The organism is Alteromonas infernus (genome assembly GCF_902705815.1).
On record NZ_CACSIG010000037.1, the window covers coordinates 1 to 15,557 of the forward strand.

Sequence of the window (15,557 nt, forward strand, 5' to 3'; positions counted from 1 at the left end):
AAAATCAGTTTAATGAATGCGGATGTCCCCCGTTAATGATGAAGAGCCCTTAAGTGCAACCCAAGTAAAACAAGCAAAACCAAAAGATACGGAATACAACCTATCAGATGGAAAAGGTCTCGCTTTACGCATTAAACCAAACGGTTCTAAGCTTTGGATATTCAACTATTCCAAACCTCACACCAAAAAGCGCAGTAACATCGGTATAGGCAGTTATCCTGATGTTTCACTTGCTGATGCCCGAGAAGAACGCGAAGCATTTAGAAAACTTCTTGCAAAAGATATTGACCCTAAAGAACACAAAGACCAAGCGAAAGAAAAGGCTTTGCTATCAGCATCCCAAACTTTCGAGAATGTTTCTAAACAGTGGTTTGATGTTCATGCTAGCAAAGTATCAGAGGGAACACTTAAAAACATAAAGCGCTCATTTACCAACGATGTTTTTCCACTAGTTGGTAGAGTTCCTATTGAGCAATTAACAGCGCCTAAAGCAATAGAAGTAATAAACGCTATAGTGGGGCGAAATAGTCACGAAATAGCGCGTAAAGTTGCTAGGCGCATGAATAGTGTTATGACTTACGCTGTAAATGCCGGCATTATCCACCACAACCCACTTATAGGTATTAAAGAGTTAATACCATCGACAAGAGTAAAGCATCAGCCCACCTTAAAGCCCGAAGAACTACCCGAGCTTGTTAAAGCCTTAAAGTATTCGTCTGCAAAAATAACTACCCGGTGCTTAATTGAGTTTCAGTTACATACCATGGTGCGCCCAGGTGAAGCAGCTGAGGCCAAATGGTCAGAAATTGACTTCGCTCAATCTATTTGGGCCATACCCGCCGAACGCATGAAAATGGATAGGCCTCACTTGGTACCGCTAACTCCCCAAGTTTTAGAAATACTCGAACTAATGAAACCGCTGAGTTTTCATAGAGAGTATATTTTTCCTTCCCATATTGACCCTAAAAAGCCTGCTAATAAGCAGTCAGCCAATAAAGCGCTACGTGATATGGGGTTTCGGGGACGTTTAGTGGCCCATGGAATGAGGGCGCTTGCAAGTACAACCTTAAATGAAGAAGGCTTTGATCATGACGTTATTGAAGCAGCGTTAGCACACAAAGACGAAAACGAAGTACGGGCGGCATACAACCGCGCTCAATATCTAGACCGCCGTCGCTCAATGATGGAATGGTGGTCACACAAAATCGGGGCGAGTACATGAAGAATCAATTTATAAAAAAGCTAGAAGACATGCCAGCATGGTTTAGTCATGATAGTTATTCGGTGTTCGACGATTTTTCGTTTGAAGAATTATACAAAGAAATACAATTGCGAACTTCGATCGATTCTGCAATAGGGTATTTTCAAAGAAATAAAGGTGTATACAAATCAATCAAAGAGCATAATGCTTTCGAGTGGCATGCGTACAATTCAATTTTGTCAGGCCTACCTATGTTATCGAAGCTTTCGCCGGACAATGGTGAAAACTTTGAGTGTTTTAGTTCAGAGGATGCCCTAATCGATAGCCAATTATCTTTCTACCACAACAATGGTGTGCGCATGATGGGGGCGGGCGAATTAAGGCACCTTCACGGTAAACTTGTGGAAACGTGCGGCCCGAGTGAACATGTTGGTGATTTTAATCTAGACCTTCTTGATATTAAGAGGTTTCTACTGCCAGTAGCACATCTGTTGAGAGACGCTGATGTTTATAGTTCTCATCAGGTTCCCGTGGTTATTGATTTGGCAAGCTTTACAGACCGAGAAATAATAAGCGGTATCGAAGTGATGCTGAAAAGCATGAGGGAACAACTCTGTGCAATAGAGCCAGACAAAAGTAGAGTATGGGCATCTGACAGTAGGAAAATTTTGACGTATAAGGTTCTCCAAACATTGGACCTAAAACTTTGGCAGAAATATGAAGGAATCAAAATCAAAAAAAGTGTCTTGATCGTCGCACTGTATCCAAACGGAGAGAGGGGCGAAGTTGAGTTTGACGCCACAGTGAGTCCATTTATTAAGAAGTTGACTTCAGGAAATGTGGTTTTACCCACAAAATAAATCGTCAGATTTTTATTAGTAAAAATAAAATGTATTTCTTTGGCTAAAATAAGCGATTAAATATAAAGAGAATCACCTTAGTCAATTGAGACAAACTAAGACAGGTGATTTATGACAACTCCAAACTATAAAATTATCCGCTTTGATGAAGCTGCCCAAATGGTCGGGAAAGGACGCTCAACCTTATGGCATGAAATCAAAGAGCGCCGTTTCATCCCCCCTTTAAGCTTAGGTTCTCGTTCTTCTGGCTTCATCGAATCAGAGGTCCAAGCAATGATTGCCGCTCGAGCAGTCGGCTTTAATAACGATCAAATTACCGAATTGGTAGATAAATTACTCATAGAGCGTGAAGTGCAAGCGAAGCGCCTTCTAGAAGCCGTAGCAGCTTAGGGGGCGTGAATGAGTATCATCAACACAAAGACGCGCCCACCAAGCACAGATGCTTGCCGTAAACCCAAGTGCGCTAATCACACTTTTAGTTTTCTTTTCTTCCTTAAATTTTCATGTATCAAGTGAGGTATTTATGGAAATCAAACGAAGCCCTTTTATTACAAGCAAAGAAGTAGCGCGCTATCTTGCTATTAACGAAAACAACGTAAGACGCTCGAGAACTGAAGGTGTGTTATTGGGTAACCCTGCGCCACCACATTATAAAATGGGTCATGTGATCCGTTATCGAGAGGACGAAATCAAAGAGTGGGCTGAAAAGCTACGTGTGGGAGGGTAAATGAAAAAGCTTCCACCTAAACCAATTATGCGCTTTGAAGCGCAAAGAAAAATTAGCCGTTTCGCCAAGCAACATAGAAGTGGTGAAACAATCGACTTAAACGAATTTTTTGGAACTATAGTTCTCTACGCCCTAAGCGCTGATGAAAATGACTTGAAGCGTCTTCTGAGAATTAACATGGCCGAGGTTATGAAAGACCTAAAACCAAAACGAAAATTTGATGCTTAGGAGAATTTATGAACAGCCAAAAAAAAGCTGCCCCGAAAGGCAGCAGCAACATCATCAACACAAGAACAGTTAATTCTCAGTCTACTGAAATTAGACCACCTTACAAGATTGAATTGGCGTTAAATGCTTTGCTTAACAAAGGACCACAAGGAATAACACAGCCCGAGGCATTTACTAGCTATCGAGAGTCGTGTTTACACACCACGATAAGTTCTCTTAAGCATGAGAAAGGAATTAGCTTTGTTTCTCAGCCTGACTTTAACACGGTGGCTTACTTTAACCAAAAGCCATTTAGCCGATATTGGCTAGCCAGTGATAAGGACAGGGTTAAGGCCCAAAGGCTTTTGAATGCTTACCGGTCGAATCGCGGCCTTCCTAAAGTCAATTTCGAAGCCTGGCACAACCCAGATGAAAAAGCAGCGTAACCCTTCGGGGTTACCTGTTTTAGGGTAATTATTTACCCATTTAAAGGTAAGTTGCTGGGGGAGTCATGGCAAAGAGTAAAACACGGCCTTTTGCTGGTATTCCAAACAGAGTAATGGAGCATGCAGATTTTCACGCCCTGAGTGCTAATTCTGTTCGCTTGTTGCTCTGGTTTGCATATCAATACAAAGGAAATAATAACGGTAAGTTGTGCGCCGTTCATTCACAGCTGTGTGATAAGGGGTTTAAATCAAAATCAACCTTAAGCGCAGCGTTGAGAGAGTTACAAGCAAGACGCTTCATAGAGTTGAGTAAAGGCTCTGGCTTAGGTAGGAACGGCCGCACCCCGAATTACTACGCACTTACTTATGAAAGCGTAGACGAAATCAGGGGCTTTGAAATGGATTTAAAACCAACTAACAAAGCGCTTAGAACTTTCATAGATGATATTGACAACAAGCGGTGCGCTTAAAAAAGCCAGGTATCAAAATCTGTACAGCAAACCTCATTAGCGGTACAGATTCTGTACACTGGCTAAGTTTAGCGGTACAGATTCCGTACACTGGATAATTTTTGTAAATCATAAAAATCAATGAGTTACGAAAAACAGAAAATGCCACCCAGTGTACAGTTTCTGTACTCCTTAATAGTAAGCCATACATACAGTTATTTTGACTCACTATTTATCGAAAAAATATGAAGGAATTTAAGGGTAAAACACCGCGAGGCCGAAAATTAAGATTTTAATTTACGTTCGCAAGCATCCTTTACCCACTCAGAGAAAGCCTGGTTAGTTTTGGCCCTGTCTTCATCAATCTTGGATAGAAGTTCATCTTCAAAACGAATTTGCTTTCTTGTTGAACCTAAGCGTTCAAAACTTTTTTTGTTTTTATCTTGCATTGGTACGTACCACTTTGCTATATTTATCTGGTACGTACCACTATACATTAACGAGTTGTCCCTAACAACGGAGAAATACCATGAGCTACATCCAAGATAATATCCAAATGATTTGTGACAATGCCGTAAGGATAAGAGACACACAACCGTTACATAAGGTTGAGCCAATAGCCAAGTATTATGGCCGAGCTTTTCACGATGCAATTACACTGCTAACACAGCTAGCTTTTGCTGATAGCGCAGGCGATCGAATAAATGAAGTGTTCGCGCCTGGCGAAATAGCGCGAGAAGCAACAGCGGCGATTCAACTAATCAACGATTATCAGCACCTCGCCCTACAAATCGATTCGAACATAGCGACGAAAACAAACGAACGAGGAACAACCCCATGACAACATCAATGTTCAACACTTGAATACAGTAAAGAATACACAAGTTAGTTAAAAAACGAATTTCGCTGGTGGTAATGACCAAAAATTTGAGTGCCATATTTTCACAGTTAAACAAATGGTTAGCGTGATTTATGGCTTTTTCCACAAGGAACACCCACCAGCAAAATCCCGAAATTAGGACTATACAGTCCTTAAATAAGGATTATCTATCTAGCCAGGCATTAAACAAAAGCGACACCCCAAGCGACACCCCGAAGGTCGCGTATTTAAAGGGCTTGAATGGTAGTGCCGACACCCATGCCGACACCCGAAGCCACTAAATTTTAGGCTTTGCAGGGAGGTAAAACCACACCCCTGACCACACCCGGGGTTCAACACACTAAACGCAATCATCGTAATCTAATAACAACCAATTGGTTAATCTCAGTTAACTAATCAGTTAATTTTGACTAGTTTTCAGTCGTATTCGACTGGTGACCAATCAAATGACCAACCACAAAGCGCGCTCTGGCTGGCTTTCAGCGCAACCGTGACCAAACAAATGACCAATCATTTAAGAAAGTTTTTAAAATTCATCTTACTGGCTGTACAAAATTAAATCAGCGCTATATTCCCAAAAGTTAGGACTGTATACTTAGACAGTGTTAACCGGAACAGTAAATACATTATGTCGAAATATGAATTTGTAATATCAGCGCAGGATAAAACAGCGCAAGCCTTTTCTTCGATAAACTCAAAACTAGGCACAGTAACAAAACACGCCGCCGGTACCGCAGCTGCAGTTGCGGGAGTAACGGCGGCTTTTGGTGCGTTTATGGTGTCATCCGCTAAAAACGCCAAGGAATTAGAAGCCCAAGCGCGGCTTGCTGGATTGAACGTAGAAGAATTTCAATCGTTAAGCTATGCGTTTGAAATGTTTAACATCGAACAAGAAAAGTTCGCAGACATTTCAAAAGATGTTCAAGACAAGCTTGGTGACTTCTTAGCCACGGGGGCTGGCCCGTTTAAAGACTTTTTTGAACAAGTGGCTCCACAGGTTGGATTGACCGCTGACGCTCTTAAAGATTTATCTAGCACTGACGTATTGATAGCCGTTAAAAAGGCAATGGATGATGCGAACGTATCAGCCAAAGAGCAAGTGTTCTATATGGAAGCCATAGCCAACGATGCAACGTTGTTACTTCCAGCGCTTAAGGATAACGGCGCCGCTATAAAAGAATATTCTGATCAGTTCAACAACCTTAACTTGGCCATGAGCCAAGCAGAAGTTGAAAAAATGGCTGAACTTGCCAATGAGTTCAAGCGCATTGAGGTTACCGCTACAAGTATTGGTAACAAGATAGCTGCTAACTTCGCAGAGCCCTTAGCGGATTTGTTAGAAGTGTTAGAAGGCGGTTTTAATGAACACTTACTTCGTGGCGAAAAAGCTTTCAAAGGCATGGCCGCTGGGATGTTTGAACTAGCTGCCGCATCAACGACGCTCGCCCAATACAACCCGTTTGCTGTGTTCGTATCGGGTTTCTCGCAAGACGAATTTGACCAGCAATCAGCAAGTTTTAAAGGTAAGGCAAAAGCGCTATACGCTGATATCAATAAGATAGTCGATCAGCTTAGCGAGCTGGATAATCCTGATTTTGGATCGACTAACAATATCTTTGAGGGTATGGATGATATGTTCAACCTTGAAGGCGCTGTTACGAATATCGATATAAGCCCTCTAAAAGAAGTAACAAAAGAAGTAGAAGCGGCCACCAAAGAGGTAGAAAGTTCGTTCTTAAACAGCCTTTCACTCATTGACGAAATAAACGCAACTGCTTTCACTTTTGATGAAGAAATGGCTGAAAACGCTGGTATGTTCTGGGAAAACTTTGAGGAACGCGGATTTACTGCTTACGAAAACTTAACTGAAACTAGCCAGTCGTTTTGGGAGCAATGGCTGGAAGCCACGCAAGGGGCTTTAGTTAACTTTGACCAGTTAGCAGCATTCACAGTAGAGAGCTTTTCTAATCGAATGGGGAGCGCTATTGAGTCAGTTGTATTTGATAGTCAAAGTCTTGGTGAGGCCTTTAAAGGTGTTATGCAAGGAATGGCTAGAGGGGTTGTGAACGCATTAGGGCAAATGGCAGCTCAGTGGCTGGCCTACAAGATTGTTCAAATGACCGTGGGTAAAAGTACAGCCGTAGCTGGCGCATCAGGGATAGCAGCTAACGCGCAGGCAGCATCGCTAATGGCAGGTTTAAATGCTTTCCAAAGTACGGCAGCAATTCCGATAGTTGGGCCTGGTATGGCGCCTGGGGCAATGAGCGCAGCTCTATCGGTAACACAACCTATGGCTTACGCGATACAAGGGCTTGCTGCTGCCTCAGCAGTAGCGTCGTATGACGGTGGTGGTTACACAGGCTCAGGGGCGCGTATAGGCGGTATGGACGGTAAGGGCGGTAAATTAGCTATGCTTCATCCCCGCGAAAAGGTTATCGATTTGACAAGAGACCAAGGCGCTGCAGCTCCCCAAATTTCTTATGTAGTGAATGGAGCAAACTTGACGGATGATCAGATAGTCAAAGCAATTGAGCGAAGCCCGAAAAAGATAGCCAGAGTATTGAGACAAATTCAACAAAGGCCAATGTAAAAAGGTACTTTCCAGCCCCTCGCGCTGTTACGGGTACGCAGCAGCGCAAATTTACTCTATTTATGAGTCATTTTAGGCGCTGGTTGTTGTTTTGTTGTTAGGTTTTGTTAGGTTCTAGCGTCTGCGCATCGGGAAAGTGTATTTCGCTGCAGGCTACATGTAGTAAAGGCGTTAGAAAAAACAACGTAGGTAGGCTGGTACGCGGATTTAAGAATAATTTGAAATTATAAAAGGAAAACGCAACAACCTAAATTTTTAAGGCTGGTGTAAATGGTTGTTATAAATTAAAAGGTGGGGTGCCGCGCAACTAAGCTACTTCGAAGGACTTTAAACAACTTCAACAACACCACTTCTTAGTCGCCCGGCTTTTGAACTTTACCAGTGAATTATCGAGAAAACTGCTTTAGCCTGTTTTGCCGCTTCTTTTTTTGTAAGGCTTAGTGTGTATACCGCCCATTGCTTGCTCTGCCAATAACGGATCAAGTTAATGCCATCTCTATCACCCGTTCGGCAATCATTTACAACTTTGCCCGGTACATCCTCGTTTTTGTCTAACGAAAAATCTTCTAAACCATTAGACGTTTCCAATACGACAGTAAAACTAGAACTTATTGTTTGAAACTTGATTTCATATTCATCACTTTCAAACGGATCAACTTCTATCAATTCAATCCTTCTGTGATGATAAGGGGCTTTATTTGTCAGCTTTGTTGCTTGGACATGGGGTGTACTTACCTTAATTTGTTCTGGCTCTTTGTTTGTTGAGCTTATTGTTACATTCATATTTGTGACTCTCGTTGTTGATGGAAACTACATTGTATTGGCTATAAATGCTCATTTAAATCAACAGGTTCACTTAGTTTGTCGGACTTAAAGTCTCTATTAGTCTATGGCTGTCTAAAGTAATTAACTCGCGCTTTTTATGATAAAATAGTCTATAAAAGTGGTTATGAAAGCGTAGGTTTTTATACGTATTTGTAATAATGATGCGTGTTCTTGTTTGGGTATTGAACTGAGGTAAGATGAATATGCGTTTTATAAAATTGGAAACTACAACGGGTAGGCAGTATATTAGTGTTAATCATATAGTAAGTGTGAAAGCTGAAAGCAACGGAAAGGCTATCATTAAACTAGTCTGTAAAAGCACGATTTCTGTAGATTTAACCCCTGAGCAGGTTATGGATAAGATATTTCCGTAAGGGGAATTTTTAGTAACACCAGTAGTAACACTGGTTAACTTCTATTTTCATCAAAACTATATTAATCAATAGTATACGGGGCTTATTCCATTCTGGCCCCGGCACCATTTCATGTTTTAACACACTCCATATCAGTCAACTTTAAGCTTTATTCCTACTGTTTATCAGGCCTTTGTGTCTTACTACGTCCAATGTAGTCTATTGTCATCCCTAAGCACATGGTGCTACATTCGGTGCTACACAGATTCAATTACGACTAAATAGCACCAGCAAGTAAGCATGTTGGTAGCACCAGTCGATTAATCAGACGATAGGTAGCACCACATGCCCTTAACAGACATTCAAATAAAACAAGCTCAAGCAAGCACAAAGGATATTTGGCTTACCGATGAGAAGGGCCTGCGCTTGCTCGTGAAAAAGAATGGCTCTAAATACTGGCGTCTTAAATATCGTTTTCAGGGTAAACAAAAGACATTGGCAATTGGAGTCTACCCAGAAGTGTCTTTAAAGGATGCACGAGAAGCAGTTTCAGAAGCTAGAAGACAATTAAGGGATGATGTTGACCCTAGCGCTAGAAAGCAGGAAAAGAAGCACCTTTCTTCTGTAAGCGATATAGAACTGTTTAACACACAAGCACGGCTTTGGTGGAATAAGCAAAAGGGCCAGTGGAGCGAGGGCCATGCCGCCCGTATTTGGACTCGTTTAAATGATAATGCGTTAAAGACGCTAGGTAAGCGGCCTATTGGCGAAATCACACCACAAGACATAATCAGAACCGTTCAGAAAATAGAAGCCCGTGGGGCGCTCGATGTGGCACAAAGAGTACTTCAAGATATAAGGCGCGTTTGTCGATTCGCTGTACAGACTGGCGTTTTACTCCATAACCCTGCTTCTGAGCTATCCGGAATACTGGAAAAGCGTAAAACCTCGCACAGGGCCTCTTTACCAAGGGAAGAATTACCTCAGTTTCTACGTGATTTAGATGCGTACCACCAGCAAGGCCGCTTGCTCACCAAACTGGCTATTGAACTATTAGTACACACTTTTGTTAGACCTGGTGAATTAGCCGGTGCTCGTTGGGATGAATTCGACTTAGAAGAAAAGTTGTGGCGAATACCAGCGCATAGAATGAAAATGAAGTCTGATCACATTGTGCCACTTTCTAGGCAAGCACTTGAAGTATTAGAAAGTACCAAGCCGTTTAGCGCTCGTTTTGAGTTTGTTTTTCCTTCTGAAAGAGATAGGTTCAAACAAATGTCTGATAACACTATGCGAATGGCTATTTTTCGCATGGGTTACGATGGTAAAACCAAAGGCAAGAGCAAGGCTAACCCTCATGGCTTCCGTGCTACAGCGTCCTCAATACTGAATGAAACAGGCTTTAACCCTGATGCAATAGAGCGTCAGCTTTCACATATGGAAAGAAACGGTGTTAGAGCTGCTTATACTCACCATGCTCGTTACTTAGATGAACGCAAAGAAATGATGCAATGGTGGAGCGATTACTTAGCTAGTCTCAAGAATAACGGTAACGTTACTCCCATTTTTGTAAAACAAGCCTGATATGTGTTGTGCAGGGTCGAAGAACTCACTATAGGAATAGGTATGAAACTCGAAAATAGATTGAAAGGTTACTTGGCTTCAGGAGTGCATGAAGGTCAATTTCACATATTCACAGGAATATACAATACACTAAGCGTTGTGATCGACGGAGGGAGAGGCTACTCAGACATTCAGTCTAAAACCCTGTCAGAAGCATTAAATCTCACACTTCCTGCATTTAGAGAAATATTGACTCAACTCGAAAGCGTAGGCAGTGGAGATTTAGCAAAAGACTTAGGGGCAATTGTTAGAACAAAATCCGCATTAATTGCTTTTGAGGACGAGACACTCGATCTTTTAGAAAGCAGTATATTTTCAATAAATAATGCCCCACGTGAGTTTCAAGTTTTCAGAAGTGCTTGTTACAACGTCAGTTCTCAACTTTCTGATACAACGCATGAATACTGTGCGCAGATACATAAGCACATTGACTATGACAATACGGTGCTAAAGCTTTCAGCAGTATAGTTTTATAAACTGGCGCTAGGGTAGCTCCCGAAAAGTGTCCCCAATCACCTGTGCCAGTTCCTCGTTATGGGATTCCGTAGGGGTACGGTATGACAAAAATGCTTGGTTCATTAGATGAAGCATTCTCATCGTGGGAAAATGAAATTCTTCCTGATTTACAACACAAGGCCAGAAGCATACAAAGGCTTAATAATGAATTAGCCACGACACAAAGCGAAGGTAGCCGTGAATATCTTAGTTTACTTATTGATAGGGCTAAGCGCGCTTCACAAGCTATTAGCGACATTCCTAGGCTCTTTTATAATAACTCTGATAATGCTTATATCTGGAAAGATGCTATATCCTGTAGCGACTACTCAGCTTCAGACTTACTTGCTGTAATTGTAATGGGGTATTTAGGACCTGATAACCCCCAAGGCAAGCTAACAGCAAAGGATAGGCAAAAGTGGAAAACTGATGTGGCTCAAACCTCACAGAAACTCGCAGCCCTTTTATCTGGAAGCGACTTGCAATCAGTATCTGACGAAAGAGTATTTAACTTATACAAAGACCTAACGAGGCTTGTTGATACCCATATATCCAACAAGGAAGAGGCAAATAGTTTAAAAAGCGAAATACACGAAAGGGTATTTTATTCCACAAGTGGCTTTATGTGGGATTTAGATAGGCTTACACAAGTAGATATAGAGTTTGAGCCGATCAAGCCGTGGGGAAACTTACAATGTACCTATGAACCTTTTTGGCCCGAAATCACGCTTAAAAAACCTAATGACGCTTACGCGCCAAGGGCCTACTTTATTCGCTATGTCACTTACTGCCTGCTTAACTTAACAAAGACGCCAAACAGAGAGCGAGTAAAGCGCCTTTCTGATACTTTTTATAGTGAGGTAGACATCAAGTCTATTAGAGATCTTACGGCCGATTTGGTAGGGAGCAGCAAAAGATGACCCAATCTTACTAATGCCAGAGGTTGAAAGAACAACTGGTTTAAATAAAAGTACAATCTACCTCCTAATAAGAAACTCGCGGTTCCCTATTTAATATAAGTCTAGATGGTAGAGCAAGCAGCTGGCCAAAAGTTCTGAATATGTAGGTTTAGGCGATTACATGGGTAATTGTGCGGCATCTAGCATTATCTATCTGCGAGCTTCTTTGATTGTAGCAGAGTATTCGTTGACCCTAGAACGATGAAAAGGTACAAATACGCTGACGGATGGAGAAAGTACGTGTGGCAACTTAAATTAGAAAAACTTCGCTATACCATATAGATGTCTTTATTAATGCAGACGGGCTTATGCGTTTATGATGCTGTCGGAAGGACCCCCTATGTGGATTGCAAAGCAGGTGAGGCGCGCGGGGGTTGATAATAAAAGTTACTGGACGATGGCTGCTAGGCTGACAAAGAGATATGGAATAACCTTTGAAAAGAACAAATATATATCAGTATGAGCGTCAAAATCGCATACAAACTAAACGAGAAAAGCTGAGATTATCTAGAAAAGATAAGTCTTATAATGAAAGGAAGTTCAAAGCTAGCAAAACTGTTATGGGCTACTCAATTATGCCTGTTCCTAAAAATTTAGTGCTTTACGATAAAAATAACGAGAGAGAGCACTTTCTTCGATTAACACTTGAATTTTTATCAAAGCTTAGAAACAACAGTCCATCAAATCGTATTTTATTAGATTTCTCAGAAACTGTTCGAATTGATGCAGCTGCATTGGTTATTTTGTATGCTAAGTGTGAAGAATTGATTAAAGTCGATAATTTAAAATTTAAATATAGTCTTCCCAAAACATGTAAAAAAGTTAGGCTCCAACTTCGAAGAAGTTTTCTCCTAAGGCTTTTAGAAGGAAGCGATACATCTTTCGACTTCACTAAAATGAAGATGCTTCCGGTGATCCGTGGAACGCATAACAAAGGTATTGAAGAGCTAATTGATTATATTCTTGAGCATGTTCTTGAAGGAAATGCCACAGCAGACCAAGAACACTTTTATAGTGATGCTATTTCAGAAACTGTAAACAATGTTGGTCTGCATGCTTATCCAGGCCGTGATATTATGGATAAAAAGTGGTGGCTGCTTTGCCAAGTAATTGATAACCAATTGTTTTTAGCTATCTATGATACAGGAGTGGGAATTCCAAAAACGGTTGTCAAACAACCGTATTTCATAGGTAAATTTCAAAATCTATTTCCGGTACAATTCAATGATGTAATGACCGAGCTCTTGAAAATCGGAGTCGAGAAAAATACCCTTACTAGTATCACCGATAAATTTATTGCTCTAGGCATTCTTACGGATCAACAGAGTATAATGCTTTCCATGACACCAGACATATCTGGTACTCAAAAGGATAAGCATGGTCAGGGAAGTAAAAGTATTAGAAAATTAATTGAAGAGACTGATGAAGGAAAACTTTGGGTACTAAGTTGTAAAGGGTTATACTTGAAAGAGAAAGGTGAAGAACCCACTACACAACCATTACCTGGTCATCTTGGTGGTACTCTTATCCAATGGAACATTCAAATAAAATGATTAATAAGTTATCTTTAGTTCGTGAATTCGGTTCCAGACCTTATGGTCGATACCCACAAGATGGCGAACTCTGTGGTGAAAACTTTAGAAAACAACTTTTAGCTCCACGCTTACGCAAGGCAATTGGAGAAAATGAAGTTTTGTATGTAGATCTCGACGGTTACAATAGATACGGCCGTTCGTTTCTTGATGAAGCATTTGGAGGTTTGATAAGAGAAGAGAACTTTACCGCAGAGGAAGTTACGAAAAATCTTCAGTACAAGCATAGTTTGGTTAAGAGCATAGAAGAGATAATCAAGGAAAGAATTGATGCATCTATTTCTTCGCTAGACGAGTAATTAATTAAGAACACTATGTTATTTAGTATTATTGGTTGGTGTATAGTCTATCTTGTCAGCACGAGAGCTATACGTAGAGCTGACATAACAAAAGCACGTGATGCTTGTATTCTATGTTTAGAGGATTGTATAGCTTATCTGGATAAATTACCGCAACTGAATAGTGTTGATGGCAATGAAGTTGAATCAAAATTGTCCACTTTTGCCTTTAGGATAGAGTTACGTACAAAATCTTTGAACCAATTATCAGGCCATAAACTTAGGGAAGATACTTTTGCAGCTTTAAGTATGAGGAGAATAGATGGACAAAAAGCTATCAACGATAAAGAATATCGCTTCTCCCAATCTGATAATTTGTTAGAAGAGATCGGGCAGATTGAGATTGCTTATAATAAATTGTTTTTTCAAACGAGTCCTATTGTCCGATTTTTCCGAGATAGAAGGGTTGAACTTTATGGAGCACTTCTTTCTTTACTAGTACTCACCTTTACTGGCATGGTGTTAGAAATATGGATAGGAAATTAGTAATCAATTGTTTTTAAAGATGTATTCATAGGTTGCAATTTCGCCTGCATCATTCTGGGGCCCTGTTGTTAACTCCAAAAATGGGCGAGCAGGTATGTTGTCTTCTTCTCTAACGAATTGGGGAGTAGTCGCAAACTCTCGATTACTTCCGAACGTGAGCGCTCGTTCTGCTATTTGATAGGTCAACAAATCGCGCATAGTGCCCGATTACTGCAGTATTCTTTTCTTGCCTCCTTTCCTCGCTAGCCTTTTGGGTGTCGGTGCTTCCCACTATCAACCATCGTTCGCAAGCTTGAGCTTAAAGGGCTCTTAGTTACCTCTATCATACATTCACCAATTTCCGCTATCGCTAGCTCTAAGACAGTTCTTGCCCTAGGAATTCAAGAAAGCAAAGCTTTTATCTCACCCCAGCCATATGCACGAACCGTTACGAAGCTACCAACCATATTAATCTGCTTGTAGCATTAGGTTAGAAAGAAGAACACGAAACAATGTTTTTTACTGCACAGGGACTTTCACCTTAGACCCTATTCTTATGCTTTTTATAGTGAAGTAGACATTAAGTCAATTAGAGACCTTACGGCTGATTTGATAGAGCACACAAAAGATAGGCCTCAATGGACTAGGGTGATTTTACTTTTTTTACCTTAAAATCCCCCCAGGGGGGTTAATTCTTTATTTGCGGGTTTATCCCCACTTATTAGGCATTTCGGTTTTATTTAATATCTCCACTCTAAACAATTTGGTCTTAAGTGGAGATATTTGGAATGACTAACACCGCAAACGCATATACCCCTATAACAGATGACCCAATTCTGAGAATGCCAGAGGTTGAAAGAACCACTGGCTTAAAAAAAAGCACAATATACCTACTGATAAAACAATCACAGTTTCCTTCTCCTATAAGCCTAGGCGGTAGAGCTAGCGGCTGGCTACTTTCTGAAATCAATCAATGGAAAGCTGAACGTATAGCAATATCACGGGGGCAGTAATGCAAAAGACAATTCCGTACAAGCCTGATCACTTCTATTTTCTGGGATCTACTGTAAATCAAGTTATAGGTTTTCGAGCTGCTCGCGGTACTGGCCCATGCGATGTAATGGAAACAGCGAACGAGGGCTACTATTTGGAATATGCCCCCTCTAGTAACTTAGAGCTTCAGTTCACGTTTAAACATCATTCATTGGATAACGGTGGTAAATGCCTGGTGTACGAAATCCCCGCAACTTTCAACCTTCTTTCTGTAAGCAACAAAGCTAAGCAAATGGGGTTAGACCTATGAAATTACGAGAGCTAACAAGTAAAGAACACCTCAAACCTGATCACGTGTATATCATTGGGGATTGTGAGCATAGAGTACTCGGTTTTCTTGAAGTGTTGCGTCTGGCCCGTCAGCCTATAGAGCAATTCACAGTTAACAACTTAATATACCTCTGCTATCCACCAGCAACCGAAATTAAACAGTTGCCTAGGGAGGTTATCAACTTACCTTGTGGTGCTACGTGTGTGGTGCATTGGCTAACCTT

Annotated in this window: 20 protein-coding genes; 18 read left to right on the forward strand and 2 right to left on the reverse strand. The window is 41.0% G+C overall.

Annotated features, from left to right (window positions below; translation table 11 throughout):
* The first annotated feature begins 22 nt into the window (after positions 1–22).
* The 7 genes from ACX5J7_RS10040 to ACX5J7_RS10070 all read left to right on the forward strand — a co-directional run bounded on the left by ACX5J7_RS10040 (position 23) and on the right by ACX5J7_RS10070 (position 3,911).
* Positions 23–1,222, forward strand: coding sequence for an integrase domain-containing protein (locus ACX5J7_RS10040; protein ID WP_498707033.1), 1,200 nt, complete (start codon positions 23–25; stop codon positions 1,220–1,222).
* The gene (locus ACX5J7_RS10045) at positions 1,219–2,061 is read left to right on the forward strand and encodes a DUF6387 family protein (RefSeq protein WP_498707035.1); all 843 of its coding nucleotides are present in this window, start codon (positions 1,219–1,221) and stop codon (positions 2,059–2,061) included. Before ACX5J7_RS10040 ends, ACX5J7_RS10045 begins: the two co-directional genes overlap by 4 nt.
* Positions 2,062–2,172: 111 nt before the next feature.
* Positions 2,173–2,451, forward strand: a complete 279-nt coding sequence (locus ACX5J7_RS10050) for a helix-turn-helix transcriptional regulator (protein ID WP_498707037.1) — start codon at positions 2,173–2,175, stop codon at positions 2,449–2,451.
* A gap of 133 nt (positions 2,452–2,584) precedes the next feature.
* The gene (locus ACX5J7_RS10055) at positions 2,585–2,788 is read left to right on the forward strand and encodes a helix-turn-helix domain-containing protein (protein WP_498707039.1); all 204 of its coding nucleotides are present in this window, start codon (positions 2,585–2,587) and stop codon (positions 2,786–2,788) included.
* Entirely contained in the window at positions 2,789–3,016 is a 228-nt protein-coding gene (locus tag ACX5J7_RS10060; RefSeq protein ID WP_069944389.1) for a hypothetical protein, read from the forward strand.
* Between the two features lie 8 nt (positions 3,017–3,024).
* Complete coding sequence (locus tag ACX5J7_RS10065; RefSeq protein WP_498707041.1) at positions 3,025–3,441, forward strand: hypothetical protein; 417 nt, start codon at positions 3,025–3,027, stop codon at positions 3,439–3,441.
* A gap of 65 nt (positions 3,442–3,506) precedes the next feature.
* On the forward strand, positions 3,507–3,911 hold the full coding sequence (locus ACX5J7_RS10070) for a hypothetical protein (protein ID WP_498707043.1): 405 nt from the start codon (positions 3,507–3,509) through the stop codon (positions 3,909–3,911).
* 263 nt (positions 3,912–4,174) lie between these two features.
* Here the strand turns inward: ACX5J7_RS10070 and ACX5J7_RS10075 are convergent, their stop codons facing one another.
* Positions 4,175–4,339, reverse strand: coding sequence for a YlcI/YnfO family protein (locus ACX5J7_RS10075; protein ID WP_281716434.1), 165 nt, complete (start codon positions 4,337–4,339; stop codon positions 4,175–4,177).
* 80 nt (positions 4,340–4,419) lie between these two features.
* On the opposite strand from ACX5J7_RS10075, the gene ACX5J7_RS10080 reads away from it, so the two are divergent.
* Entirely contained in the window at positions 4,420–4,731 is a 312-nt protein-coding gene (locus ACX5J7_RS10080; RefSeq protein WP_498707046.1) for a hypothetical protein, read from the forward strand.
* A 667-nt stretch (positions 4,732–5,398) separates the two neighbouring features.
* On the forward strand, positions 5,399–7,360 hold the full coding sequence (locus ACX5J7_RS10085; RefSeq protein WP_498707048.1) for a hypothetical protein: 1,962 nt from the start codon (positions 5,399–5,401) through the stop codon (positions 7,358–7,360).
* 375 nt (positions 7,361–7,735) lie between these two features.
* On the opposite strand, the gene ACX5J7_RS10090 is transcribed toward ACX5J7_RS10085, so the two are convergent.
* Complete coding sequence (locus ACX5J7_RS10090) at positions 7,736–8,143, reverse strand: hypothetical protein (RefSeq protein WP_498707050.1); 408 nt, start codon at positions 8,141–8,143, stop codon at positions 7,736–7,738.
* Between the two features lie 740 nt (positions 8,144–8,883).
* Between ACX5J7_RS10090 and ACX5J7_RS10095 the strand changes: the two genes are divergently transcribed.
* From ACX5J7_RS10095 to ACX5J7_RS10135, 9 genes are all read left to right on the forward strand, one after another.
* Positions 8,884–10,122: a tyrosine-type recombinase/integrase gene (locus tag ACX5J7_RS10095; RefSeq protein ID WP_498707053.1), complete on the forward strand. Its 1,239-nt coding sequence runs from the start codon at positions 8,884–8,886 to the stop codon at positions 10,120–10,122.
* Between the two features lie 42 nt (positions 10,123–10,164).
* Complete coding sequence (locus ACX5J7_RS10100; protein ID WP_498707056.1) at positions 10,165–10,629, forward strand: hypothetical protein; 465 nt, start codon at positions 10,165–10,167, stop codon at positions 10,627–10,629.
* An 89-nt stretch (positions 10,630–10,718) separates the two neighbouring features.
* The gene (locus ACX5J7_RS10105; RefSeq protein ID WP_498707058.1) at positions 10,719–11,576 is read left to right on the forward strand and encodes a hypothetical protein; all 858 of its coding nucleotides are present in this window, start codon (positions 10,719–10,721) and stop codon (positions 11,574–11,576) included.
* Positions 11,577–11,589: 13 nt separating this feature from the next.
* Positions 11,590–11,670 (forward strand): AlpA family phage regulatory protein, encoded by an 81-nt coding sequence (locus ACX5J7_RS10110; protein ID WP_498707076.1) that lies wholly within the window; start codon positions 11,590–11,592, stop codon positions 11,668–11,670.
* Between the two features lie 379 nt (positions 11,671–12,049).
* Positions 12,050–13,168 (forward strand): hypothetical protein, encoded by a 1,119-nt coding sequence (locus ACX5J7_RS10115; protein ID WP_498707060.1) that lies wholly within the window; start codon positions 12,050–12,052, stop codon positions 13,166–13,168.
* Positions 13,165–13,506, forward strand: a complete 342-nt coding sequence (locus ACX5J7_RS10120; RefSeq protein WP_498707062.1) for an STAS-like domain-containing protein — start codon at positions 13,165–13,167, stop codon at positions 13,504–13,506. Before ACX5J7_RS10115 ends, ACX5J7_RS10120 begins: the two co-directional genes overlap by 4 nt.
* A gap of 15 nt (positions 13,507–13,521) precedes the next feature.
* Positions 13,522–14,031, forward strand: coding sequence for a hypothetical protein (locus tag ACX5J7_RS10125; protein ID WP_498707064.1), 510 nt, complete (start codon positions 13,522–13,524; stop codon positions 14,029–14,031).
* A gap of 767 nt (positions 14,032–14,798) precedes the next feature.
* Positions 14,799–15,023 (forward strand): helix-turn-helix transcriptional regulator, encoded by a 225-nt coding sequence (locus ACX5J7_RS10130; RefSeq protein WP_057791886.1) that lies wholly within the window; start codon positions 14,799–14,801, stop codon positions 15,021–15,023.
* Entirely contained in the window at positions 15,023–15,313 is a 291-nt protein-coding gene (locus tag ACX5J7_RS10135; RefSeq protein ID WP_498707066.1) for a hypothetical protein, read from the forward strand. Before ACX5J7_RS10130 ends, ACX5J7_RS10135 begins: the two co-directional genes overlap by 1 nt.
* Positions 15,314–15,557 lie beyond the last annotated feature (244 nt).